Annotated in this window: 20 protein-coding genes and 1 pseudogene; 7 read left to right on the top strand and 14 right to left on the bottom strand. The window is 67.0% G+C overall.

All coding sequences use genetic code 11. The features are described from left to right. Positions 1 to 94: 94 nt before the first annotated feature. From ACQVLG_RS01835 to ACQVLG_RS01820, 4 genes are all read right to left on the bottom strand, one after another. Positions 95 to 1903 (bottom strand): ABC transporter ATP-binding protein, encoded by a 1809-nt coding sequence (locus tag ACQVLG_RS01835; protein WP_230539814.1) that lies wholly within the window; start codon positions 1901 to 1903, stop codon positions 95 to 97. After that, positions 1893 to 3644, bottom strand: coding sequence for an ABC transporter ATP-binding protein (locus ACQVLG_RS01830; protein WP_230539813.1), 1752 nt, complete (start codon positions 3642 to 3644; stop codon positions 1893 to 1895). Before ACQVLG_RS01830 ends, ACQVLG_RS01835 begins: the two co-directional genes overlap by 11 nt. Before the next feature lie 166 nt (positions 3645 to 3810). Continuing rightward, positions 3811 to 4581, bottom strand: a complete 771-nt coding sequence (gene phaP / locus ACQVLG_RS01825; protein ID WP_474295497.1) for a TIGR01841 family phasin — start codon at positions 4579 to 4581, stop codon at positions 3811 to 3813. A 23-nt stretch (positions 4582 to 4604) separates the two neighbouring features. Beyond that, the gene (locus ACQVLG_RS01820; RefSeq protein WP_474292563.1) at positions 4605 to 4727 is read right to left on the bottom strand and encodes a hypothetical protein; all 123 of its coding nucleotides are present in this window, start codon (positions 4725 to 4727) and stop codon (positions 4605 to 4607) included. A 393-nt stretch (positions 4728 to 5120) separates the two neighbouring features. On the opposite strand from ACQVLG_RS01820, the gene ACQVLG_RS01815 reads away from it, so the two are divergent. The 6 genes from ACQVLG_RS01815 to ACQVLG_RS01790 all read left to right on the top strand — a co-directional run bounded on the left by ACQVLG_RS01815 (position 5121) and on the right by ACQVLG_RS01790 (position 12878). Next, entirely contained in the window at positions 5121 to 6395 is a 1275-nt protein-coding gene (locus tag ACQVLG_RS01815; protein ID WP_230539811.1) for an amidohydrolase family protein, read from the top strand. Positions 6396 to 6431: 36 nt separating this feature from the next. After that, the gene (locus tag ACQVLG_RS01810) at positions 6432 to 6950 is read left to right on the top strand and encodes a GNAT family N-acetyltransferase (protein WP_070257992.1); all 519 of its coding nucleotides are present in this window, start codon (positions 6432 to 6434) and stop codon (positions 6948 to 6950) included. Beyond that, positions 6947 to 7480 (top strand): GNAT family N-acetyltransferase, encoded by a 534-nt coding sequence (locus ACQVLG_RS01805; RefSeq protein WP_474292562.1) that lies wholly within the window; start codon positions 6947 to 6949, stop codon positions 7478 to 7480. The genes ACQVLG_RS01810 and ACQVLG_RS01805 overlap by 4 nt, the downstream gene beginning before the upstream one ends. Before the next feature lie 143 nt (positions 7481 to 7623). Beyond that, positions 7624 to 9105 (top strand): xylulokinase, encoded by a 1482-nt coding sequence (gene xylB, locus ACQVLG_RS01800; RefSeq protein WP_474292561.1) that lies wholly within the window; start codon positions 7624 to 7626, stop codon positions 9103 to 9105. A 167-nt stretch (positions 9106 to 9272) separates the two neighbouring features. Beyond that, positions 9273 to 10901: a methyl-accepting chemotaxis protein gene (locus ACQVLG_RS01795; RefSeq protein WP_474292559.1), complete on the top strand. Its 1629-nt coding sequence runs from the start codon at positions 9273 to 9275 to the stop codon at positions 10899 to 10901. A gap of 168 nt (positions 10902 to 11069) precedes the next feature. Further along, complete coding sequence (locus ACQVLG_RS01790) at positions 11070 to 12878, top strand: putative bifunctional diguanylate cyclase/phosphodiesterase (protein WP_474292558.1); 1809 nt, start codon at positions 11070 to 11072, stop codon at positions 12876 to 12878. Between the two features lies 1 nt (position 12879). Here ACQVLG_RS01790 and ACQVLG_RS01785 read toward each other — a convergent pair whose 3' ends face one another. The 10 genes and pseudogenes from ACQVLG_RS01785 to ACQVLG_RS01740 form a co-directional block, all read right to left on the bottom strand. Continuing rightward, complete coding sequence (locus ACQVLG_RS01785; protein WP_230539983.1) at positions 12880 to 13233, bottom strand: DUF3325 domain-containing protein; 354 nt, start codon at positions 13231 to 13233, stop codon at positions 12880 to 12882. Further along, positions 13233 to 14858 carry a PepSY-associated TM helix domain-containing protein gene (locus tag ACQVLG_RS01780; RefSeq protein WP_474292557.1) on the bottom strand — a complete coding sequence of 542 codons (1626 nt, stop codon included), beginning with the start codon at positions 14856 to 14858 and terminating at the stop codon, positions 13233 to 13235. The genes ACQVLG_RS01785 and ACQVLG_RS01780 overlap by 1 nt, the downstream gene beginning before the upstream one ends. Next, the gene (locus ACQVLG_RS01775) at positions 14855 to 15121 is read right to left on the bottom strand and encodes a DUF3649 domain-containing protein (RefSeq protein WP_474292555.1); all 267 of its coding nucleotides are present in this window, start codon (positions 15119 to 15121) and stop codon (positions 14855 to 14857) included. The genes ACQVLG_RS01780 and ACQVLG_RS01775 overlap by 4 nt, the downstream gene beginning before the upstream one ends. Before the next feature lie 72 nt (positions 15122 to 15193). Next, the gene (locus ACQVLG_RS01770) at positions 15194 to 15817 is read right to left on the bottom strand and encodes a DUF4198 domain-containing protein (RefSeq protein WP_474292553.1); all 624 of its coding nucleotides are present in this window, start codon (positions 15815 to 15817) and stop codon (positions 15194 to 15196) included. Positions 15818 to 16326: 509 nt separating this feature from the next. Then, complete coding sequence (locus ACQVLG_RS01765; protein ID WP_474292552.1) at positions 16327 to 18720, bottom strand: TonB-dependent siderophore receptor; 2394 nt, start codon at positions 18718 to 18720, stop codon at positions 16327 to 16329. Between the two features lie 51 nt (positions 18721 to 18771). Continuing rightward, complete coding sequence (locus tag ACQVLG_RS01760) at positions 18772 to 19593, bottom strand: TonB-dependent siderophore receptor (protein WP_474295495.1); 822 nt, start codon at positions 19591 to 19593, stop codon at positions 18772 to 18774. Continuing rightward, the gene (locus ACQVLG_RS01755) at positions 19590 to 21197 is read right to left on the bottom strand and encodes a TonB-dependent siderophore receptor (RefSeq protein ID WP_474292550.1); all 1608 of its coding nucleotides are present in this window, start codon (positions 21195 to 21197) and stop codon (positions 19590 to 19592) included. Before ACQVLG_RS01755 ends, ACQVLG_RS01760 begins: the two co-directional genes overlap by 4 nt. Positions 21198 to 21284: 87 nt before the next feature. Beyond that, entirely contained in the window at positions 21285 to 22385 is a 1101-nt protein-coding gene (locus ACQVLG_RS01750) for a FecR family protein (RefSeq protein ID WP_474292549.1), read from the bottom strand. Then, positions 22385 to 22618, bottom strand: coding sequence for an RNA polymerase sigma factor (locus ACQVLG_RS01745; RefSeq protein WP_474292548.1), 234 nt, complete (start codon positions 22616 to 22618; stop codon positions 22385 to 22387). Before ACQVLG_RS01745 ends, ACQVLG_RS01750 begins: the two co-directional genes overlap by 1 nt. A 122-nt stretch (positions 22619 to 22740) precedes the next feature. Beyond that, positions 22741 to 22908, bottom strand: a pseudogene (locus ACQVLG_RS01740) (hypothetical protein); the annotation flags it as partial. A gap of 129 nt (positions 22909 to 23037) precedes the next feature. Here ACQVLG_RS01740 and ACQVLG_RS01735 point away from each other — a divergent pair. Then, on the top strand, positions 23038 to 24669 hold the full coding sequence (locus tag ACQVLG_RS01735; RefSeq protein ID WP_474292547.1) for an alpha-D-glucose phosphate-specific phosphoglucomutase: 1632 nt from the start codon (positions 23038 to 23040) through the stop codon (positions 24667 to 24669). Positions 24670 to 24685 lie beyond the last annotated feature (16 nt).

Raw genomic sequence — 24685 nt, 5'->3', positions numbered from 1 at the left:
GCGCTGCCCGCCAGATGAATATACTCCCGTCTGTACGGCATTTCTAATGCCGTACAGAAAAAAAGTGGCGCCATGCAACGGCGCCCCCTGCCTATCAGACTGCCAGTTGCTGCAGCAGATACAGGCGCTGGTACAGGCCGCCTTCGATCTGCATCAGGCTGTCGTGCGGGCCCGCTTCCGTGATGCGGCCATGGTTGAGCACGATGATCCGGTCCGCTTCGCGGATGGTCGACAGGCGGTGGGCGATGGCGATGATGGTCACCTTGCCGCGCAATTCATTGAGGGCCGTCTGCACGATCTGCTCCGTCTGGCTATCGATGCGCGAGGTCGCTTCGTCCAGCAGCAGAATGCGCGGCTGGCCGGCCAGCGCGCGGGCAATCGCGATCAGCTGCTTCTGCCCCGACGACAGGCGCGAACCGCCTTCGCCCAGCGGCGTGTCGTAGCCGTGCTCCAGCGCGGCGATGAAGTCGTGCGCATGCGCGGCGCGCGCCGCCGTCTCGATCTGCGCCTGCGTGTAGCCGCGGCCCATGTCGATGTTTTCGCGCGCCGAGGCGGCCAGCAGGAACGGGTCTTGCGGCACCAGGCCCACGTCGGCGCGGAACTGCTCGTTGTCGATGCTGTCGAGGGGCACGCCATTGATGGCGATGCTGCCCTGCGTGACGGGGTAAAAACGCAGCAGCAAGGAGAGCAGGGTCGACTTGCCGCTGCCCGTGTGGCCGACGATGCCAAAGAAGGCGCCCTGCGGGATGCTCAGCGACAGCTTGTGCAGCACGGGCTGGTTTTCCACATACGCAAACGTCAGGCGCGCGATGTCCACGGCGGGCGTGTTGCCGTCATGCGCGCCATGGCGTGCCGCCGGCGCGGCTTTGCCGGGCGCGTGTTCCAGCGCCTGCGCTTCATCGAGCAGGGCCGAGACGCGCGCCGTCGCCACCACAGATTGCTGCAATTGGCTGAACTGCATGGTGATCTGGATCAAGGGTTCGATCACGCGCGCGATGTAGCTGATGAACGCATACAGCACGCCCACTTCCACGGCGCCCATCTCGCGCCGGCCGAAGCTGAAGATGACGACGGCCAGCAGCACGATGTTGAGCATGTCGAGCGCGGGGCGCAGCAGCCAGGCGTTGGCGCGCAATTCCTGCATGCGCGCCGTGTAATGGTCCTGGTTGATGCCCGTGAAGCGCGCGCCGAAGCGCTTTTCCGCATTATTCGCCTGCAGCACGCTCATGCCGCCGATCGATTCGGCGATCTGGCCGTTGATCTCGCTGCGCAGGGCGCGCGCGCGCGTGACGGCCGGCGCGCTCCAGCGCTGGTACAAAAAGACGATGAGCAGCACGGCCGGCAGCAGCGCCAGCACGATCAGCATCAGCCGCCAGTCGAGGAAGGCCATGGCGGCCATGGTGCCGACCAGCACGATGGAGCTGTCGAGGATGACGAACAGCACCTGCACGTACAGCGATTTCACGGCTTCCGTGTCGTTGGTGACGCGGCTGACCAGCTGGCCCGTGATGGCGCGGTCGAAAAAACTCATCGGCAGGCGCAGCACGTGCTGGTAGACGGTTTCGCGCAGCCGCTGCACCGAGCGCATGGCCAGGCCGGACAGGCGTACCAGCTGCAAATAGCGCAGGCCTGACGCGACCCAGCCCGTCAGCAGGCAGCCGCCCAGCAGCAGGGACATGCGCGTCCAGTCCAGGTTGCGCGGCAGCAAGTGCTGGTCGATCAGGGCCTTGCCTAAAATGGGGCCCGTGACTTCCAGGGCGGCGGCGAGAATCAGCCAGAACGTGGCCCAATATAAATGGCGCAGGTCGGGCGCGGCGGCGCGGCGCAGCAGGCCGACGGCTTGCGCGGCCTGGCGGCGCACGGATGGCGTGGCGGTGGTGGCTTGGTCGTTCTTAGATGGCATCGAGGCTGGCCTCCAGTTGTTGATAGCGCCACTGGCTGGCATACCAGCCGTCGCGCTGCATCAGCGCGTCGTGGTTGCCCGTTTCCGTGACGTGGCCGTCGCGCAGCACCAGGATCAGGTCCGCGTTGACGACGGCGCTCAGGCGGTGGCTGGCGATGATGGCGCTGCGCTCGGGGCGCTTGCGGCGCAATTCCTCCAGGTGCTGCAGGATGCGCGTTTCCGTGCCCGTATCGACGGCGGATAAGGCATCGTCGAGTAGCAGCAGGCCGTTGTCGGCCAGCAGGGCCCGGGCAATCGCCACGCGCTGGCGCTGGCCGCCGGACAGGGTGATGCCTTTTTCGCCCACGTGCGTTTGATAACCGTCCGGGAACTGCAAAATATCGGCGTGGATATCGGCCAGCTGCGCCGCCCGTTCCACTTCTTCGCGCGTGGCGCCGGGACGGGCCAGCGCGATATTGTCGGCGATGGTGGCGGAGAATAAGAACGATTCCTGCGGCACCCAGCTGATGGCCGCGCGCAGCGCATGCAGGGTGTAGGCGTCCAGCGGCTGGCCGTTCCACGTGGCCGTGCCCGATTGGGGCGTGACCTGGCGCAGCAGCACGCGCAGCAGGGTCGACTTGCCGCTGCCCGTGGGACCGACCAGGCCCAGGGTCTGGCCCGGCTGCAACAGCAGAGAGATGCCGGACAGCGCGGGCGCCGTCTGGCCCGCATACGCAAAGCCGATGTCCTGCAATTGCAGGGGCCCGGGCGTCAGCGTATCAATAGTGCCATGGTCGTCGATGGCCAGCGGCGCATCTAACATGGGCTGCAGGCGCTGCCAGGCGGCGCGGCCCCGTTCGATCAACGACAGCACCCAGCCGGCGGCGAACATGGGCCAGATCAGCTGGCCCAGGTACATGGAAAAGCTCGTCAGCGCGCCGATGGTCAGCTGGTCTTGCCACACGAGGTAGCCGCCCAGGCCCAGGGTCAGCGCCGTGGCGGCCGTCAGGGTCAGGCCGACGGCAGGTTCGTACGCCGCTTCCCAGCGCTGCGCCGTCAGGCTGGCGTTGGCCGCGTGGCCGGCCAGGGTGGAAAACTGCGCGCTGCTGCGCTCTTCCAGGCCCAGCGCGCGCAAGGTGCGCACGCCCGACAAGGACTCTTGCACATGGTCGTTCAGCGCCGAAAAGCGCTTTAAGGAATCCGTCGACGCCGTATGGATATGGCTGGAAATGCGCCAGAAGGCCAGTCCCATCAGCGGGAAGGGGAGCAAGGCGATGCAGGCCAGGCGCCAGTCCACGCCCAGCAGCATGATGCCGAGCACCATCAGCAGGGTCAAAGTGCCGTCGAAACCGGCCAGCATGGCTTCGCCGGCGGCCATTTCGATGGCGTCGATGTCGTTCGTCGCCAGCGCCATCAGGTCGCCCGTGCGCTGGTTCTGGTAGAACGACGCGCCCTGCTGCGACATGCGCGTGTAGAAGCGCGTGCGCAGCATCACGCCCAGCTGGTAGGCGGCCTTGAACAGGGTGATGCGCCAGCCCACGCGCAGGAAGTAGATGACGACGCCGACGGCGAGCAGGGTCAGCAGCTCAAGCCACAGTTCGGCGGCCGTCATGCGGTGCGCGGCCAGGGCGTCGATGATGGCGCCCACGCGGCGCGGGATCCAGACGGTCAGTGTTGCCACGCCGGTCAGCATGACGGCGGCGGCGGCATACGCCGGCCAATGCTGACGCACGAAGCCGGCGATGAGCCTCGATAAACTCATGGTTACCTTTTGTTTTGAGTAATGGGGTGTCGCGGGGCGGAAGGACGGGCACGCGGACGGAAAAGTACGCGTAGGATACAACAAGGCGGAAAAGCGCGCTGTGGACGGGCACGCAAAAAACGGGCCGTAGCCCGTTGTTTTGCTGCGTCACTGCCGTGCAGGAGGCTTACTTGCGGCCGCTGCCCTTGCCGCCGCCCAGCATGTCGAGCTGCTTCGATGGCGTGCCCTTGGGCGCTGCCTTGGCTGCCGCCTTGGCCACCGGCGCAGGGGCGTGCTTCACGGCGGCCCTGGCCACGGTCTTGCCGGCGGCGCTGGCCGGCTTGGCGGCCGGTTTGCTCGTAGGAAATGATTTCGCGGCCGGCTTGGCGGGGGCTGGCGCGGCCGCGGCCGCTTTCGCTGGTGCTGCGGCAGGAGCCGGTGCGGGCTTGGCCGCTTCCGGCTTGGCTGCCGGTTTGGCCGCCGGCTTGGCTTCCACGGCTTTCACGGCAGGCTTGTCGGCAACCTTCTCGGCAACCTTGGCAGGCGCTGCCGCTGGCTTGGCTGCCGGCGCGGCAACAGGAGCGGGGGCTGGCGCGGCCTTGGCGGCCGGCTTGGCTACTTCGGCCGGTTTGGCTACTTCGGCAGGCTTGGCGGCAACGGGGGCAGGTACCGCTGCCGGCGCCGGCGCTGGTGCAGGTGCAGGCGGGGTGACGGCCAGCGCGGGCTTGGCTGCGGCAGGAGCAGGCGCCGGAGCGACGGCAGGGGCGGCCGCATCGAGGCGGGCCTTGGCCGAGGCCAGCAATTCCGCCTGGGTGCCCGAGGCGATGCCGAACAGCTGGCGGCTGTAGGCCAGCACGCTAGCGATATTCGGCTGCGCCTGGCTGGTGCTGTAGCTGAAGAAGTCGCGCGGATCCTGCGTGACCAGCAGGTGCTGCGCCGTTTCTGCCGTCTGCGAGATGGCGGCCTTGCCGGCGTTCAGGTTCAGCGCGATGATTTTCTCTCGGCGCTTTCAAAGACTTTGCTGGTCAGAAGGCTGAAGATTTGCAGCTGGTTTTCCAGTTGCGACTTGGCGGCGCTGGAAATGTGTTCTGGAAGCGGAAACATATTTACTCCTTTGTACGGATTAAAATGCTGGCAAAACGCTCTGCAAAATCCCGAAAACCAGAGTTGGCCGCGTTTTGTAAAATGGGTAGCGTGCTGAACAGCTAAACATGGACTGATTATGATGCAACGCAATATGAATATTCTAGCGGTGATTCGAGTTAGTTGAAAGCTATTTTCTCAAGGGCGTGCACCGCGTGTTTTCTGCATGTTCGCATGTATTCATGCGCCTGGCAGCATTTGCAGGAAGTTTGCGCGCGCGCAAAGCGTTGTCATGAAATCTATGGCTACGCTTTTGCCAGTGACTATATTCGTGCACTGCAGCATCCTTGAGGAAGATAAGCTGACAATGCACTGGAAGCACCCGATACCGTAGTCAACCGAAGGAGTGTCCGCATGGACCTTGTCATCCGCAATGCCAGCCTGCCCGACGGGCGCCGCGCCATCGATATCGCCATCGAGGGCGGCCGCATCGCCGCCGTCGGCCCCGCCTTGCCCGTGACGGGTGCGCAAGAGATCGACGCCGCCGGCGACCTCGTCACGCCGCCCTTCGTCGACGCCCACTTCCACATGGACGCCACGCTCAGCTACGGCTTGCCGCGCGTGAATGCCTCCGGCACCTTGCTCGAAGGCATTGCCCTGTGGGGCGAGCTGAAGCCGCAGCTGACGCAGGACGCGCTGGTGGAGCGCGCGCTGCAGTATTGCGACTGGGCCGTGGCGCGCGGACTGCTGGCCATCCGCTCGCACGTGGACATCTGCGACCCGCGCCTGCTGGCCGTCGAGGCGCTGCTCGACGTCAAGCGGCAAGTGGCGCCGTATCTGGACCTGCAACTGGTGGCTTTCCCGCAGGACGGCATCCTGCGCAGTCCCGGCGCCTTCGATAATCTAAAACGCGCGATCGCCATGGGCGTCGACGTGGTGGGCGGCATCCCGCATTTCGAGCGCACCATGGCCGATGGCGCGGAATCCGTGCGCCTGCTGTGCGAATTTGCCTGCGAGCGGGGGCTGATGGTCGACATGCATTGCGACGAGTCGGACGACCCGCTGTCGCGCCACATCGAAACCCTGGCCTTCCACAGCCAGCGCCTTGGCATGCAGGGCAGGGTGACGGGCTCGCACCTGACCTCCATGCACTCGATGGACAATTATTATGTGAGCAAGCTGCTGCCCCTGATCCGCGAGGCGGGCGTGGCGGCCATCGCCAACCCCCTCATCAACATCACCTTGCAGGCGCGTCACGACACGTATCCGAAGCGGCGCGGCATGACGCGCGTGCCCGAGATGCTAGCCGCCGGCATCCCCGTCGCCTTCGGCCACGATTGCGTGATGGACCCGTGGTACAGCCTCGGTTCCGGCGACATGCTGGAAGTGGCGCACATGGGATTGCACGTGGCGCAGATGACGGGCCAGCAGGCCATGCACGAGTGCTTCCTGGCCGTGACGGAAACGCCGGCGACCATCCTGGGCCTGGACGGCTACGGCATCGCGCCCGGCTGCCATGCGGACTTGCTGATCCTCGATTGCGGCAGCACCGTGGAAGCGCTGCGCCTGCGCGCGGCGCGGCGTCTGGTGCTGCGGCGCGGGAAAGTCGTCAGCGAGGCGCCGCGCGCGCAATCGCGCCTGCACCTGCCGGGGCGGCCCGAGAGTGTGAACTTTCGCCTGGGGCGCTGATACAATCGGCCATCACTTGTTATCGGGAGCACCGCCTTGAAAGAAATTGATATCCGCCCGGCCAACGAAGCCGATTTCGACGCCATGTGGCCGATCTTCCAGACCCTGGTGGCCGGCGGCGACACTTACACCTTCCCCGCCGATACTACGCGCGAAGAGTGCCACGCCTACTGGTTCGGCCCCGGCGTGCAAAGCTTTGTCGCCGTGATGGGCAGCGAGCGCCTGCTGGGCATGTACAAGCTGGTGGCGAACCAGCCGGGCCATGGATCGCACGTGGCCAATGCCTCGTTCATGGTCGATCCGGCCGCGCAGGGCGTGGGCGTGGGCCGCCTGCTGGGCGTGCACTGCATGGAAGAGGCGCGCCGCGCGGGCTACCTGGCGATGCAGTTCAACTTCGTCGTCAGCACCAACCTGGCCGCCGTTACCCTGTGGAAAAAGCTGGGTTTCACGGTGGTCGCCACCCTGCCGCTGGCCTACCGCCATGCGCAGCTGGGCTATGTCGACGCCTACGTGATGTACCAGCTGTTGACCGACCCGATGCAGTGGCCGGCATGAGCGGCGCCGTCACTGTGATCGAGACGTCCCGTCTGCGCTTGCGCACGGCCACCCTGGACGATGCGGCCTTCTACATGGAGCTGGTCAACGACCCGTCGTGGATCGCCAACATCGGCCAGCGCAACATCCACACCCTGGGAGCGGCCCGCGCCGCGCTGGAGTCGGGACCGATGGCGCAGTTCCGCGCGCATGGCGACTGCCTGTACATCGTCGAGCGCCGCAGCGATGGCGCGCCCGTGGGCATGGCGGGGCTGGTGCGCCGCGACAGCCTGCCCGGCCCCGATATCGGCTACGCCATGCGTCCCGCCTACTGGGGCCAGGGCTATGCCTGGGAAGCGACGGCGGCCATCGTGCGGCATGCGCAGCACGTGCTGCGCCTGCCCACGCTGTACGGCATCACCTCGCTGCAGAACCAGGCGTCGATCAATCTGCTCAACAAGCTGGGACTGCGCTTCGAACGCTTTACGCGGCGCCAGCCGGACGGCAAGGATACGAATGTCTACCGCCGCGATTTCCGCCAGCATGGCTAGATTGCTTGGCTAGCTTGGCCGGCGCGTACCGGCAAAGCGGGGAAAAGTATGCGGAAAAGCCCGCTGCCGGCGGCGCCGGGCGCTTACCATAGCGTGACATCGCCGCCGCACGCGGCCGCCCATACACTTTTCATGGAACCATCGTGACCTATCTCGGCATCGATATCGGCACTTCCGAAGTCAAGGCCATCCTCACCGATGACGCGCAAACCATCCTCGCCAGCAGCGGCGTGGCCCTGCGCGTGTCGAGTCCCCATCCCGGCTGGTCGGAACAGCATCCCGAACACTGGTGGCAGGCCACGCTGGACGTGATCGCCGCCATCCGCAGCGCCCAGCCGCTGGCGTTTTCCGGCTTGCGCGGCATAGCCCTGTCGGGCCAGATGCATGGCGCCACCCTGCTCGACGAGCGGCAGCGCGTGCTGCGCCCGGCGATTCTGTGGAACGACACGCGCGCGTCCGCCGAATGCGCGGAACTGGAAGCGCTGGTGCCCGGGTCGCGCGCCATCACGGGCAACCAGGCCATGCCGGGCTTCACGGCGCCCAAGCTGCTGTGGCTGCAAAAGCACGAGCCGGCGCTGTTCCGCGCCATCAGTAAAGTCTTGCTGCCCAAGGATTACGTGGCCCTGCGCCTGACGGGCGAGTATGTTTCCGACATGTCCGACGCTTCCGGCACCCTGTGGCTGGACGTGGCCAAACGCGACTGGTCCGAGCGCATGCTGGCCGCCACCGGCCTCTCGCGTGAACACATGCCGCGCCTGGTCGAAGGCAGCGCCGCCGCCGCGCAGGTACAGTCTTCCCTGTGCCAGGAATGGGGCATCGCGCACACGGTGCTGCTGGCCGGCGGCGCGGGAGATAACGCGGCGGCGGCCGTGGGCCTGGGCGTGGTGGAGCCGGGCGCGGGCTTGCTGTCGCTGGGAACGTCCGGCGTGCTGTTCGCCGGCAGCGACGGTTTTGCACCGAATCCCGGCCAGGGCGTGCACGCGTTCTGCCATTGCCTGCCCGGGCGCTGGCACCAGATGAGCGTGATCCTCAGCGCCGCGTCGAGCCTCAGTTGGGTGGCGCGGCTGACGCAGTCGAACGACATCGGCGAACTGGTCAAACTGGCGGAAAACGTCGAGGCGCGCACGGCACCCGTCTTCCTGCCGTATTTGAGCGGCGAGCGCACGCCGCACAACGACGCTGCGGCGCGCGGGGTGTTTTTCGGCCTGTCGACGGAGCACGGACGCGCGGAACTGGCCTACAGCGTGATGGAAGGCGTGGCTTTTGCCATGGCCGACGGCAATGCAGCCCTGCGCGGCGCCGGCACGCACCTGACAGAAGCGTCGTTCGTGGGCGGCGGTTCGCGCAGCCGCTTCTGGGCGCAGCTGTGCGCGAATGCCTCGGGCTTGCACGTGCTGCGCCACGACCACGGCGTGGCTGGCGGCACCCTGGGCGCGGCGCGCCTGGCGCAGATGGCGGTGACGGGCTTGCCGCCCGCGCAGGTGTGCACGCGCCCGTCCGTGCAGGAAACGGTGGCGCCGCAGTCGTCCGACGTGCTCGACGAACGGCTGGCGCGCTACCGGCGCTTGTATCCGCTGCTGCGCGAGGAGTTCGCGGGCGCTGCGGCCGGCGATGTGGCTGCTTAGTCAACTTTTCCTTGTAATTTGTTGTTTCTATGTTGAAAGTGTTTCTCTAGCGAAAGCGCTGCTTGGTTTTTCACGGGGCGCGCCGCATGATTTCCTTGTTTGGTGAGAATTGGATAGATTTGGCGGCGCCTTTGTTGCCATCCTGTTCTTGCCGCCGGGAGAAACACATGCAACTCGCGAACCTGAAAATTTCCATCCGCCTGGGTCTGCTGGGCACCTTCTTCTTTCTTGCGCTGGTGTTCGTTGGCGCGCGCGGCTGGAGCGCGCTCGACGCGGCCAGCGCGCGCAGCGCGGACGCCATGCAGCGCTCCGTCGCCCTGACGGAAGCCGTCGACGCGGCGCGCAGCGCGCAGGTGGAATTCAAGATCCAGGTGCAGGAATGGAAAAACATCCTGCTGCGCGGCGGCGATGCGGCCGCCTTCCAGCGCTACCGCGAAGCGTTCGTCGCCAGCGGCGCGCAGACGCGCAAGGAATTGAAAAACCTGCAGGCCATGATGGGGGCGTTGAAACTCGACACGGCGCCCGTGGAGCATGCGTTGCAGGCGCACGACGCGCTGGGCGTGAGCTACCTGGCGGCGCTGCAAAAGTATGATGGCGCGCGCGCCGACAGCGCCCACACGGTCGATGCCCTGGTCAAGGGCATGGACCGCGAACCGACGCGCCAGATCGACGCCATCGTCGCCGCCATCGGCAAGCAGTCGCACGGCCTGATGGCGCAGATGAAGGAGCAGGATAACGCCGCGCACCGCAGCGCCAGCATCGCCATGCTGGCCACGGTGCTGGTGACGCTCGTTGTCGGCAGCGTCACCGTGTGGTGGCTGATCCGCAGCATCACCGTGCCGCTGGGCGCGGCCGTCGGCATCGCCCAGCAAGTGGCGGCGGGCGACTTGCGCGCCGTGGTGGCCGACGGCAGCCGCGATGAAATCGGCGACCTGCTGCGGGCCCTGAAAGCCATGAGCGGCAACCTGGCGGCCATCGTGGGACGGGTGCGCGCCGGCACGGATGCCATCGCCACGGCGTCGGGCGAGATCGCCAGCGGCAATATGGACCTGTCCTCGCGCACGGAAGAGCAAGCCAGCTCGCTGGAACAGACGGCCGCCTCGATGATCGAGCTGACGTCCACCGTGCGGCAGAATAACGACAACGCCGACCAGGCGCGCCAGCTGGCCGGCGGCGCATCCGACGTGGCGCAGCGCGGCGGCGCGGCCGTGGCGCAGGTGGTGCAGACCATGAGCCATATCAATGCCTCCTCCAAACGCATCGTCGACATCATCGCCGTCATCGACGGCATCGCCTTCCAGACGAATATCCTGGCCCTGAATGCGGCCGTGGAAGCGGCGCGCGCGGGCGAGCAGGGGCGCGGTTTCGCCGTCGTCGCCACCGAGGTGCGCAGCCTGGCGCACCGCTCGGCCGCGGCGGCCATGGAAATCAAGCAGCTGATCGGCGAATCCGTGCGCACGGTGGAAGAGGGCAGCGTGCTGGCCAGCCAGGCGGGGCGCACGATGGATGACGTGGTCAGCAGCGTGCAGCGCGTCAACGCCATCATTGGCGAAATTGCCGTGGCCAGTGTGGAGCAGCGCGACGGCATCGAACAGATCAGCATCGCCATCAGCCAGATGGATGGCGTGACGCAGCAGAACGCGGCGCTGGTGGAGCAGGCCGCCGCCGCCGCGGATGCGCTGCAGCAGCAGGCGGCCAGCCTGGCCGACGCCGTCAGCATCTTCCAGCTGCACGGGACGCCCGGCGTGGCCGTACCGGCTGGCGCCGCGCAGGCCCGCAGGCTGTCGCTGGCCTGAGGCGGGCGTGCCCAGCGCCGCTTGATGCCAGTCAAGCGGCGCTTCATCAGGCAAAATTCTTGCCGAAATTCTTATACTATTTCCTTTCCGCATGGATCTGCGCCCGGCCGCATGGCGCGCGTTGCAAAGGAAAACCATGTCCCGTACTTTCCGCCTGCCGGGTGACGCATGACGGCGCTGCTGCTGGCGCTGTGCCTGACCCTGGCCGTGATGCTGAGCGTGCTGCTGGCTTGCCAGTGGCAGACGGCGCGCATGTGGCGCATGCGCCATGCGACCGGCGCGGTGCTGCAGGCGGCCCAGGCGCAGCGCATGGCAGAGGCGCTGGCGCTGCTGCATGCGCTGCCGGCCGCCGTCATCGGCACCGACCACGATGGCATGGTGCAGTACCTGAATCCCCGCGCCAGCGCCATGGGCGGGCTGCTGGGCGACGATGGCCTGGGCCAGCCCGTGACCGGGCTGCTGCCGCTGTTCCACGACGGTACGCCTATCGACGCGGCGCGCCAGGTGCGCGACTGCGTGGCGCGCCAGGAAGTGCTGGAGGTGGCGCGCGGCGCCGTGCTGCTGCGTCCTCTCGACGGCAAGCGCATCGACGTGCAGTACAGCTGCGCGCCGCTGGCGCAGGGCGGCGCGGTGCTGCTGCTGCACGATGTGTCGGCCCGCCGGCGCGCCGAGCAGCAGCTGGAATTCATCGCCCACCACGACGGCTTGACGGGCTTGCCGAACCGCCTGCATTTCCAGATCCGCTTCGAGCACGGCATCGCCTATGCGCGCCGCCACCAGGCTTTGCTGGCCGTGCTGTTCGTCGACATCGACCGCTTCAAATCCATCAACGACAGCCTGGGGCACGACGTGGGCGACCAGGTGCTGACGGAGTTCGCGCGCCGGGTGCAGCAGTGCGTGCGCAAGGTCGACACGGTGGCGCGCCAGGGCGGCGATGAATTCATCATCCTGCTGACGGAATTGCGCACGGCGCACGACGCCGAGCGGGTGGCCGAAAAGATCGTCGGCGCCATCGCCGCCCCCTTCGTCATCGGCGAATACAGCCTGTCGGTGGCGGCCAGCGTGGGCGTGGCCCTGTACCCGGACGACGACGACGACGTCAATGCGCTGATCGAAAAGGCCGACCTGGCCATGTATGCGGCCAAGCGCCACGCGCCGGGCACCTGTCTGCGCTACGCCGCGCGCATGCAGACGCAAACATACTCGCGCACCATCCTCGAGACGGCCCTGCGCCATGCACTCGAACGCAACGAATTCGCGCTGTACTACCAGCCGCGCATGGACCTGAAGACGCGCAGGATCACGGGCGTGAAGGCGCTGCTGCGCTGGAAGCACCCGGAACTGGGCCTGATGATGCCGCTCGACTTTCTACCGGTGCTGGAGGAAAGCGCCTTGATTCTGCCGGTGGGGGCGTGGGTGATGGCCACGGCGGTGCAACAGGCGCGCAGCTGGATCGCGCAGGGGCAGATGCTGACGGTGTCCGTCAGCCTGTCGGCGCGCCAGTTCTACCAGCGCGATATCGCGCGCAATTTTGCCGCCGCACTGGAAGCGGCCGGCGTGCCGGGGCACTGCATCGAACTGGAAATCGCCGCCGGCATCCTGATCGACCGCAACCAGAACTGCGAACTGATACTGCGCCAGTTCCGCCAGCTGGGCATGGCGATTGCCATCAGCGATTTCGGCACGGGCGATGCGTCGCTCAATTACCTGAAACGCTTCCCCACGGATGCCGTGAAGATTGAAAAGTGCTTCGTCGACGACGTGGGCAAGCCGGGCGGCGACGGCGCCATGGTGCGCGCCATCGTGGCCATGGCGCGCACGCTGGGATTGCGCACCATCGCCGGCGGCGTGGAAAGCGGCGAGCAGCTGGAGCTGCTGGCCGAGATGGGCTGCGACGAGGCGTTTGGCTATTTTCTCGGCCGCGCCATGGGGCCTGAAGGCGTCGAGGCGCTGCTCAGGTGCGGCGCCCCGGCGTAGTTCACAGAATGGCCAGCGCGACGGCGGCCAGCACGGCCGCCACGCCGATCATGCGCGCCAGGCGCATGGCCTGGTGGGGGGCGTAGGGCAGCAGCCAGATCAGCAGCAAGCCGCAGCCCGTCAGGCTGCCGACCCAGTAGACGAGGCCGTAGCCGCCGCCGGCGATGTGCATGGCCCAGGCTAGGGCCGCCGCCAGCGCCAGCCAGCCGGTCCACTGCAGGCGGCGGCGCAGCGGGGCGGGCGGTTCGGCGCCGCGTCCGTGCAGATCGGCGTAGTGGCGGTCCATCGCCAGGCACAGTGCGGACAGGCCCGCATAGCACAGGGCGAAGACGAGGAAATTGGCTAGTAATTCCATCACGCGGCCTCCATCGTTGGCGCCGGTTTTACGGGTGCCGCCTTGGCCGCCTTCACGGGCAGCGGTTTCAATTTGAACGCCGCATACGCGAGGCCCAGGCCCAGCACCAGCACCACCAGGTCGAAAGCGGCCACCGCCACGGGGCCGCGCCCCAGGAACAGGGTCACGCCCAGGTGTACATCGCTGGTGAACATGTTCAGCACGGGCAGGGACGCCAGCAGGAAGGCGCCGGCGGCCAGCTGCATGCGCCACATGGCGCGCGAGGGGCGCAGCTGGGCGATGATGGCGGCCAGGGCCCAGGCGCCGAAGAAGCAGGCGATTTCTTCTTTCGCCCGCTCTTCCATCGTCACCGACAGCAGGCGGTTGGCCCAGAAGTAGGCGCCGAAGGCGATCGGGATGCCCGCAATGGCGCCGATGTTGAGCGCTTCCACCAGGCGCAGGCCGAAGCTGGCGCGCTTGCCGGCGGCCAGCGCCTTGGCCTGCTTCTGGCGCGTCTTGACGGCCCACAGCAGGGCGCCGGTGGCGACCATGGCGCAGCCGGCCAGGCCGGAGAGGAAGAACAGGGCGCGCAGCAGCGGGCCGCCGAAATGCGCGATGTGCAGGCCATACATCACGCCGTGCGTGGCGGCCGCGCCGGGCAGCGCGTCGCCGTCGGTAGCCAGCAGCTTGCCGGAAACGCCATCGAATTCCATCGACGGCTGCTTCGACGACATGTCGCGTCCGGACGCGCGCGACAGCGTGATGGTGGCGTTGGTATCGCCCGGGTGGTTGACGGAGATGCGTTCGACCTTGCCGCCCCAGTGCTGCTCCGCCTGGCGCACCAGGGGCGCGAACGGCGTCAGCGGCGCGGCCACCCCGGCCGGCTTGCTGTCGCCCGAACGGCCCGGGAAGGCTTCGGCGAAGAAGGCGTCCTTGTCGCCCTTGTAGGCGGCCGTGGCGCCGGACGGCATGTACAGGAACATCAAGGTGACCAGGCCCGTGTAGGTGATCATGATGTGGTAAGGCAGGGCCAGCACGGCCGTCACGTTGTGCGCGTCGAGCCACGAGCGCTGGCCTTTTTTCGGCCGGAAGGTAAACAAATCCTTGAAGATGCGCTTGTGCGTGACGATGCCGCTGATGATGGAGACGAACATGAACATGGCGCAGAAACCCACGATCCAGCGGCCCCAGATGGCCGACATGTAGTGCAGGTCGAAATGCAGGCGGTAGAGGAATTCGCCGCCCCGCGTTTCGCGCGGCTTGGACAGCACCTCGCCCGTGGCCGGGTCGGCTTGCTCGCTATGGAAATTGCCGCGCCGTCCGCGTTTCTTTTCGCCTGGCTTCGAGGGTTTGCTCCAGCCCAGCTGCGTGGCGGGATTGCGCTCGCCGGGCAGGCTGATGAACCAGCGCGCGCGTGGCGCCCCCGTGGCCCGCTCCTGCATCGCTTGTTGCGCGACGGTGGCCGCTACTTCCGTCGTCACGTCGCTGGCGGCGGCGCCGTGCAGTTCGGGCTGCATCCACAAGGTGATTTCATTGCGGTAGTAGCTGGCCGTGCCGGCGCAAAACACCAGCAGCAAGATCCAGCAGACGAGCAGGCCGGACCAGGTATGCAGCCATGCCATCGACTGGCGGAAACCTTCTTTCATGCGAGACTCCAGGAGAGTGCGTCCATCAATTGCAGGATGGCGGCGATGACGGCGGCGGGGATTGCGAGCCCGAGCCAGGCGCGCAGGGCGCTGCGCGTGGCGAAGACCCACATCACGGCGCAGGTGTAGATGGCAAACGACAGCAGGGTGGCCGTCATGACGGCTTCGGAACGGGCCATGGGCAGGCTCACCGACAGCAGCATGGTGACCAGCGCGGCCAGCACGTAGCCGCCGCCGATGGCCGCCACGCTGCGCGAGGCCACGCCGAGGCGGTTAGACGGCGCCGGCGGAGAGCCGCAGGCGCGGCATTTTAAGGATGGCTGGCGCTTGCATGGTCAGTCGTGGTCCTTGCTCGGTGGCAGGGCCGGGCCGGCCGGCAGCGGCGTCACGCCTTGCGGCTGCAGCAGGCTCAGGGTGGTCACGAACATGGCCTTGTCATACGCTTGCGCGCCGCGCTGGCCGGGCGTCTTGTCCGTATGCTGCACTTCCAGCACATACGTGCCTTTCCATGGCAGCGGGAAGCTGACCAGGCCTTGCGCATCGCTCCACGCTTCCTTGCCCCAGCCCGATTGCACCACGGCGCTGACCTTGGCCTGCGCCAGCGGCTTGCCCTGGTAGCTGACCTGGAACTGGCCCGGCGTGCCGGTCGGCACCAGGTCCAGGGTCAGCGCTTGTGCTTGCGCCTTGGCGTCGGCGACCAGGCGCGCGGCGGGAATCCACACGGTGCGCGTGCTCTTGCCATCCTTCTTCTCTTCCCACGACGGGTAGTTGTCTTCCTCGACGATGATGCTTTCGCCGGCGGCCACCTTGCCATTCAGGAGGAACGCGCCGGCCGTCTTGCTTGCCTGCAGCGGCTGCGCGCCCTTGGCCGATACCCACGTCACGTTCTTGATGCTGAACTTGTCCAGCAGGCCGGGCGATGCTTCGCGCAGGTTGTCGCCGAATTCGCCGAAGTACACGCTGGCCGCCTTGCCGTCCTGCTGCAGCCAGATCTGGTGGGGCTGCGCTGGCGCTGCCGCAGGCGAGGGCCGCGCCCAGCAGGGCGGTGGCGAGGGCGCCGGGGCGCGCGATGGAAGTGATGTGCATGGTGTATCCCTTGTTTTGTTAGGAGCAACGTGGTGGTCGCAGCGGCGCATCGGTGCCGGGAAGTGGCGGCGCTACGCCGGCCGGCGAACGTATTCGTGCCATGGAACTTCCTTTTTTTCCTGATTGATAGGGGGAAGCTTGCTTGGCGGCGATGCCTGGCTGGCGCAGCGTGTCATCCAGCTGCGCACCAGTCATGCCGTCCTGGCCAGTCGATGGCGGGCGGGAAATGCGGGAGGCGGACTCCGGATGGAATTCAAATGTGAATGAGAACTATTCTTATTATAGTGTGGGGTTGCGAGACATGCAAGAGTGCGATGTTGTAAACGAGAACGACCGCCCCATTGCTGGCGGCGGCCGTGCGGACGCGGGGGCGCGGGAGTTTTTACAGCTGGCCGCGCAGGGTCAGCATGGCGTTGCGCGGTTCGCCATAGAAGTTGGAACCATAGGCGGCCCACACGCGCGTGTAGTATTTCTTGTCGAACAAGTTATTCACCGTCAGCGACAGCTCCAGCTTGGGACTGAGGCGGTAGCCCGCCTGCAAGCCTACCGTGGTGACGGGGCCCTGCTCGAATTTCACGGGCCCGTTCAGGCGGTACATGCTGCTGACGCTGCGCAAGCCGCCGCCCACGCTGATCTTGTCGAGCGCGCCGGCGAGCCGGTAATTGGACCACAGGTTGAAGTTGTGGCGAGGCGCGATGAAGGAATACAGTTGCGCTTTCTGGTCATCGCTGCCTTCGAGGGTGCGCGTGCTGGTGTAGGAATAGCCGCTTGTGATGTTCCAGCCCGGCAGGGGGCTGCCGCTCAGCTCGGCTTCCAGGCCCTGGCTGCGCATCTTGCCGGCGCCGATGGAAAACAGCGGGTTGGCCGGATCGGGCATGTCGCGGTTCTCGTCTTCCATGCGGAACAGGGCCGCATGCGCATTGACGTTCTTGTCGAACAGTTCCGCCTTCAAGCCCAGTTCGAATTGCTGGCCCGTGCGCGGCTTCAGGGTTTGGCCGGCTGCGTCCGTGGTGGTCTGGGGCGAGAAGATGCGCGTGTAGCTGCCGTAGGCCGAGACCTGCTTGTCGAGCTCATAGACCAGGCCCGCGTACGGCGTGAACTTGGCCTTGATGGTGTTGCTGACGTCGGTGAACTGGTTGAAATACGTATTGCGGTTGACGGTATGGTTGTTCCGGTGCGTCAGGCGTCCGCCCAGGTTGACGGCCAGCCGGTCCGTCGCTTGCAGGCGGGTGCGCGCGTACAGGCCGAACTGTTTGGTGCGGTTGTCGTTGCCGTCAGTAAAAGTGTAGCTGGGCTGGGCGATATTGTTATCCGGGTGGAAGATATTGATGGGCGCAGTGTTGCCGCCGCCGTAGCGGAAATTCTTGTGCACCTGGCGGTAGTCGGCGCCCACGATCAGGTCGTGGCTGCGGCCGAACGCCTGGAACGGCGTCGCCAGCCAGGCATCGAGTCCCTGCGTCTTCCAGTGGCTGCGGTAGGTCCAGCTGATCAGGCAGCTGTCGCCCGTGACGGGGTCGGCCGAACAATCGGGCCAGCCGAAGTTGCGCGATGGCTCGTCCTGTTCGCGGTACAGGGCGGTCACCTTGAACTGGCCGCCGTTGTCCAGCTTGTGATCGAGTTCGGCAAAATATTCCGTGACCTTTTCCGTGATGTGGTTCCAGGCCGGGTCCAGGTAGGTCGAGCGGGGTACGTCCAGCAGGCGCCCGTCTTCATAGGCGGGCAGGCCGAAGGCGGGACGGCCCTTGTATTCCTGCCAGGTGACGCCACCCGTCAGCACGGTGCCCGGCGCCAGGTCGATGGCGACGGTGCCGTACAGCAGCGGTTTTTCCGCATACACGTGGTCGACGAAGGAGCGCCGGTGTTCATACGCGGCCACCAGGCGGCCGCGCACCTTGCCGTCCGCGCTCAAGGGACCCGTGACGTCCGCTTCCGCATAGTAGCGGTCCCAGGAACCCGCGCTGAGCACGCCGCTGGCGGCGAAGGTGTCGCGCGCCCGCTTGCGCACCAGGTTGATGCTGCCGCCCGGGTCGCCCGCGCCCTGGAACAGGCCGTCCGGTCCGCGCAGCACTTCCACGCGGTCATAGATGGCCAGGCCGAAGCCGGCCGACAGATCGTTGCCCGTGCTGGCCGGCGTCATCACGCCATCGACCTGTACCGAGTCCAGCGCATGGCCGCGCGAGTAGTAAAAATTGCCGTGGTTGCCGCCCGTGCTGCTCGCTTCGACGGTGACGCCCGTCACGCCGCGCATGGCGTCGTCCAGGTTCAGCAAATTCTGGTCGTTCAGCTGCTGGCGCGTCAGCACAGAGACGGACTGGGGAATCTCGCGCAGGCTTTGCCGGCCCTTGCCGATGCTCACCGCCTGCGCCGCATACGACTTGGTCAGCTCGCTGTCTGGCGTCGCTTCCTGGCGCGCGCTGACGGTGATTTCCGCCAGAGTCGCCACCTTGCCCGTGGCGGCGGGCGCCGGGCGGATGATGACGCTGTTGCCGTCGATGGCAGCCATCAGGCCGCTGCCGGCCAGCAGGCGCTCCAGGCTGTCGGCCACGCTGAGGGTGCCGCTGACGGCGGGTGCCGTCTTGCCGGCCACCAGGTCGGGTGAAAACAGCAGTTGCAGATTGGCTTGCCGCGCCAGTTCATTCAGGGCTTGCCCCAGCGGCTGGGCGGCGATGGCCAGTTTGACGGGGGACAAGGTTTGCGCCTGTGCCAGGGGGATGTTGCCCAGGGCCAGCATGGCGGCCAGGGCGAGGGGGGTAACTTGAAAACGGAAATGTCGCATCGGATATCTTTATCGAGAGTGGAAAAGTGTAGCGCCGGAAACCTGCCTGGATTACAAAGCCGGCGTGTAGCGCACGGTCAGGATGATGTTGCGCGGTTCGCCGAAGTAATTGCCGCGGCGCAATTCGCCCGTGGCGGCCCAATAGGCCTTGTCCGTCACATTGGCGATGCTGAGATTGGCGCTCCAGTTGCGGTTGAACACGTACGAAGCGCGCGCATCCCACACCGCGCGTCCGCCGTTGCGGAAACTCACGTCAGGATTGTCATCGGCCCGATAGACATAGCCGCTTTGCGCCGAGACGCCGCCGCCCACCGTCCAGTGGTTCCACGCGCCGGGCAGGCGGTAGCTGGTCGACACGCGCAGCATGTGCTTGGGCGTGACGGTGGGTGGCGTCTCGTCGCCTTCGCCGCGCGCGATGTTGTAGGTATAGCCGGACGACAGCTGCCAGCCCGGCAGCACTTCGCCGCTGGCGTCCGCATCGATGCCCGTGCTGCGGATGGGGCGGCCATTGCGGTAGCAGCTGCCCGTCATGTCCCACTTCAGGCAATCTTCATTGCTGGCCTCGTCGTACACGGCCGTGTCGCGCTTGTTGATGCGAAAGGCGGCCAGCGCCACGTTCAGGCGCCCGTCGTACAGCTCGCCCTTCACGCCCGCCTCATAGGTGTCGCCGACGACGGGTTTCAACGGTTGTCCGCCCAGCGTGTAGTACAGGCTCTGCGGCTGGAAGATGCTGGCGTAGCTGCCGTACACGGACCATTGCTTGCCCAGGTCGTGCACCAGGCCCGCGTAGGGCGTGAATTCGCGGCTTTCCTTGTAGCGGCTGACGGGATCGGTGGCCAGCTTGCCCGTGGTCTGCTTGTCGAACCAGCTCAGGCGGCCGCCCAGCAGCAGATGCAGGTCCGGGCGCAGTCCTCCCAGCGCGTGCTGGCGTAGGCGCCGTAATGCTGCTCGTTCAGGTGCGGCAGCGAGTCCCAGGCCGGATGCGCGGGCTGCGCGAGCAGCGTATTGTTCGGATGAAAGACGTCGAAGGGCAGGCCGGGCGAGGTCGAGGCCGCGTGATCGTCGGTGAGGGCGCGCGAGGCGTTCATGCCCAGCAGCACTTCATGCCTGCCGCCCCAGGCCTGGAAAGTGCCGCCCACGTTGGCGTCCAGGCCCGTGGTGACGATATCCTGCTTGCGGTAGTTGACCGTGTACAGGCGCGCTCCCTGCTGCGTGGCGGGGTCGACGCTGCCGCGCACGATGGCCGCCTGCTGGTCGAAGGCTCCATACGTGCGGTTGATGGCAACTTTGGCCTTCCAGCCGGCGCCAAAGCGGTGTTCGAGGTCGGCGAACAGCTCGCCGATGGTGGCGTCGTGGCGGTTCCAGTCCTGCGCCAGCGAGGTCGAGCGGCGGAGCGGCAAGGTGGCGCCGTCGCTGTAGCGGGGCAGGCCGAACAGCCAGTAACCGTCCGTCACCGTGTGCTGGCGGCGCGCGCCGGCGCGCACGGTGGTGGCGGCGTCGAGGTCGGCCTCGACGATGCCGTAGAACAATGGCATGCGGCTGTGCGCCGCGTCATAGAAGTAATCGCGCTCTTCATAGGCCACCAGCGCGCGGCCGCGCACGGTGCCGGCCGCGTTCAGCGGCGCGCCCGCGTCGAGCTCCACGCGGCGCTGCTGCCAGCTGCCCACGGTGGCCGTCAGATCCGCGTGCGCTTCGGCGCGCGGGCGCTTGCGCACCAGGTTGGCGACGCCGCCCGGCGTGCCGGCGCCGACGATCAGGCCGGCCGAACCGCGCAGGATTTCCACGCGGTCGTACACGGCCATGTCGGGAATCAGCCAGCCCGTGGCATTGTCGGAAATGCCGGGCATGCCATCGATCAGGTAAGACAGGGCGTTGCCGCGCGACAGGAATTCATGCGAGCCGAAGCTGCGGTTCATGCGCGTCAGGCCCGTGCTTTGCTCCAGCACCTGGTCCAGGGTGAACAGGTTCTTGTCGTCCATCTGCTGGCGCGTGACGACGGACACGGATTGCGGCGTCTCGCGCAGCGAGCGCTCGGCGCCCGCCAGTGTCACGGCGCGCGTCGTGTAGGCGCCCGTGCCTTCGCTGGTGGCCGTGCGCTCGCCATTGGCCATCACCGTGATTTCCGACAGGGTCGCCGTCTCGCCCGTGGCCTTGGGCAACGCCTTGATGATGACGGCGCTGCCGTCGATGGACGCCTGCAAGCCGCTGCCAGCCAGCAGGCGCTCCAGGCCATCGCGCACGCTGAGGGTGCCGCTGAGAGCGGGCGCCGTCTTGCCGGCCACCAAGTCGGGTGAAAACAGCAGTTGCAGATTGGCTTGCCGCGCCAGTTCATTCAGGGCTTGCCCCAGCGGCTGGGCGGCGATGGACAGTTTGACGGGCGACAAGGTTTGCGCCTGTGCGGCGCTGAGCGTGCCCAGGGCCAGCATGGCGGCCAGGGCGAAGGGGGCGGGTTGCAGATTGAAGCGGGGGGACCACATGTTGCATTTCTCCAGGTTAATTTATTTTCGATTAACCTGGTAGACGCGGCAGCGGGAAAAATCCTCACCTGCGAATGCGAATTATTTTCATTTATTTTTTTGGATGTGCATGGCCGGTGCCTGCGCAGGCATTTTTGCCGCCATGCGGATCTCGCTGGCAGTGCCGCTGCGCACGAGCTGCACGGGCAGCAGCTGGGGCAGGGCGGCGGCGAAGCGGTCCAGCTGGGCCAGGCTGAAGCTGCCGCCGATGCGCAGCCGCGCCACGGCGGGATCGCGCACGGCCAGGCCCGTGTCGCCATAGCGCTCGAATTCGGCCAGCGCCGCGCCCAGCGGCACGTTGTCGAAGGTGATCCTGCCGTCGCGCCATGCCGCCACGCTGCCGGGCGCCAGGCTGGCGACGGCGGACAGGCGGCCGCCGGCATCGGCCGTCACGCCCTGGCCGGCCGTCAGGTCGACTTGCTCTTGCCGGGCGCCCGCCACGCGCACATGGCCATGCTGCACGGCCACGCGCAGCTGGCCGTCCTGGGCCAGGGTGTTGCGCACGGCAAACTGCGTGCCCACCACCGTCACCGTCAAGGGGCCGCTGAGCACGTTGAACGGCTGCCCTTGCTTCGATTGCACCTGGAACAGCGCTTCGCCGTGCGCCAGGCGCACTTCGCGCCGCTGGCGGTACACGGTGACGTGCAGCTGCGTGGCCGTGTCGAGCTGCAGCTTGCTGCCGTCGGGCAGGGCGACGGCCAGGCGCTGGCCCCGCGCGGTGGCGTACGACTGGCTGAACACGGCTTGCTGCTGCCACCACTGGTAGCCGCCCGCGCCCACGCCGAGCAGCAGCATGGCGGCGGCCGCATACGGCAAGGCGCGCAGCCAGTGCCGGCGGGGAGCGGAAGCCGGCGGGCCTTGGGGCACTTGCCAGCGCGCGGCGACGTGGGCGGGAATCCGGCGCGCCGCGCGGTGCGTATCTTTTAGCTGCGCATACGCTTGCGCGTGACGCGCATCGGCCGCCAGCCAGGCGGCAAACTCGGCCTGTTGTTGCGCATCAAGGTTGCCGCGCCGGCTGAACCAGGTGGCGGCCGCCAGCGCCAGCGGGTCCTGCGTGGCGGCAAAGTCGGCGTACTCGCGCAAGTCCGCCTGCTCCTGGGCGGAGGGGCCGAAATCATGGCGGGGCGGGTGGGCGGTCATGGGCGCCATTATGTGGCTTCCCGCAAAGAATGCAACTGCGCCCGGCAACTGAGCATGCCGCGCGCGATATGTTTTTCCACCATGCTCACGGAAATGCCCATGCGCGCGGCGATCTGCGCGTGCGGCAATTCCTCGAAGATGTGCAGCACGAAGGCGTCGCGGCAGCGGGGCGGCAGGGCGTCGATGGCGGCCACGCAGGCTTGCCAGTCCTGGCTGCTTTCCAGCGCCTGTTCCGGCTGCAAATGGCGCGGTGCGGCGGATGCGCGGCCTCCGGCAGGGCGTCGAGTGCCTCGTGCTGGCGCAAGGCGGCGCGGCGGTGCTGGTCGATCAGCAGATTGCGCGCCGTGTGGTACAGCAGCGCGCGCGGTTCGCGCACGGCCGTTTCGTCCAGCACGCGCGCATAGCTTTCCTGCACCAGGTCGGCAGCAGCCTCGCGGTTGCGCAAGTTGCGCCAGCAAAAGTTCAACAGTTCTTGGTAATAGCGTGCAACCACGGCGTCCGATGTCTGAGTCCGCAGCCAGGAATGCCGCATATGAGAATGATTCTCATTATACGGTATGCCGGGATGCGGCGTTAAGCGGCTTGCCGCACCGTGGCAGGCGTACAACGCTTTGCCCCGCGGCCCGCATCGGTTAGCATGGGAAGTTAATAGGGAGACAACATGGCTATTCAAGTTATCAATACGGCGCCGATGGCCGGCCAGCGGCCCGGCACTTCGGGATTGCGCAAGAAGGTGGCGGTCTTCAGCGCCCCGCAATACCTGGAAAACTTCGTGCAAAGCGTGTTCGACACGCTGGGCGACTGCCGCGGCCAGACCCTGGTGCTGGGCGGCGACGGGCGTTACTACAACCGCGCGGCCATCCAGACGGTGCTGCGCATGGCGGCCGCGCACGGCTACGCGCGCGTGCTGCTGGGGCAGGGCGGCATTTTGTCGACGCCGGCCGTCAGCTGCGTGATCCGCAAGCATGGCGCCAGCGGCGGCATCATCCTGTCGGCGAGCCATAACCCGGGCGGCCCCGATGGCGACTTCGGCATCAAGTACAACATCGCGAATGGCGGGCCGGCGCCCGAGAAGGTCACGGAAGCCATGTTTGCGCGCACGCAAACGATCCGCGAATACCGCATCAGCGACGCGGCCGACATCGACCTCGACGCCTTGGGCACCGTGCGCATCGAGCAGATGACGGTCGAGGTGATCGACCCGGTGCTTGACTACGCTGAACTGATGCAGCAGCTGTTCGACTTCGACGCCATCCGCGCCCTGTTCGCGGGCGGCCTGCGCATCTGCTTTGACGGCATGCACGCCGTTTCCGGCCCGTATGCGACGGCCATCCTGGAAGGCATGCTGGGCGCGCCTAAGGGCAGCGTCATCAACGGCGTGCCCCTGGAAGACTTCGGCGGCGGCCATCCGGACCCGAATCCCGTCAACGCGCGGGAATTGATCGCCATCATGGCATCCGACGATGGCCCCGACTTTGGCGCCGCCTCGGACGGCGACGGCGACCGCAACATGATCGTCGGTCGGCGCTTCGACGTCACGCCCTCGGACAGCCTGGCCATCCTGGCCGCCAACGCCGCCGTGGCGCCCGGCTACCGCGCCGGCTTGAAGGGCATCGCCCGCTCCATGCCGACGTCGGGCGCGGCCGACCGGGTCGCTGGCGCGCTGGGCATCCCCTGCCACGAGACGCCGACGGGCTGGAAGTTTTTCGGCACCCTGCTCGACGCCGGCATGGCCACCCTGTGCGGCGAAGAGAGTTACGGCACGGGCTCGAACCACGTGCGCGAAAAGGATGGCGTATGGGCCGTCTTGTTCTGGCTCAACCTGCTGGCGGAGAAAAAACAATCGGTGGAAGAGATCGTGCGCGCGCACTGGGCCACGTATGGCCGCAACTACTACTCGCGCCACGACTACGAAGACATCGACAGCGACGCCGCGCAGCAGCTGATGGAAGCCGTGCGCGGCCGGCTGGGCGCCTTGCCGGGCCAGGCGTTCGATGGCTACACGGTGGCGCTGGCCGACGATTTCAGCTACACGGATCCCGTCGACGGTTCCGTGGCGACGCAGCAGGGCATCCGCATCATCATGACGGACGGTGCGCGCATCGTGCTGCGCCTGTCCGGCACGGGCACCGAGGGCGCCACCCTGCGCCTGTACCTGGAGCGCTACGAGGCCGATCCCGCGCAGCACAGCATCCCGACCCAGCAAGCGCTGGCGGGGCTGCTCGCCGTGGCGGAAAAAGTGGCGCAGATACGCGCGCGCACGGGGCGCGACGCGCCGAGCGTGACGACGTAAAAAAAGGGCGCCCGAG

Source organism: Janthinobacterium sp. TPC_1, assembly GCF_056037845.1.
The sequence above is the reverse complement of the archived record's forward strand: the minus strand, read 5'-3'. Positions and strand labels throughout refer to the sequence as shown.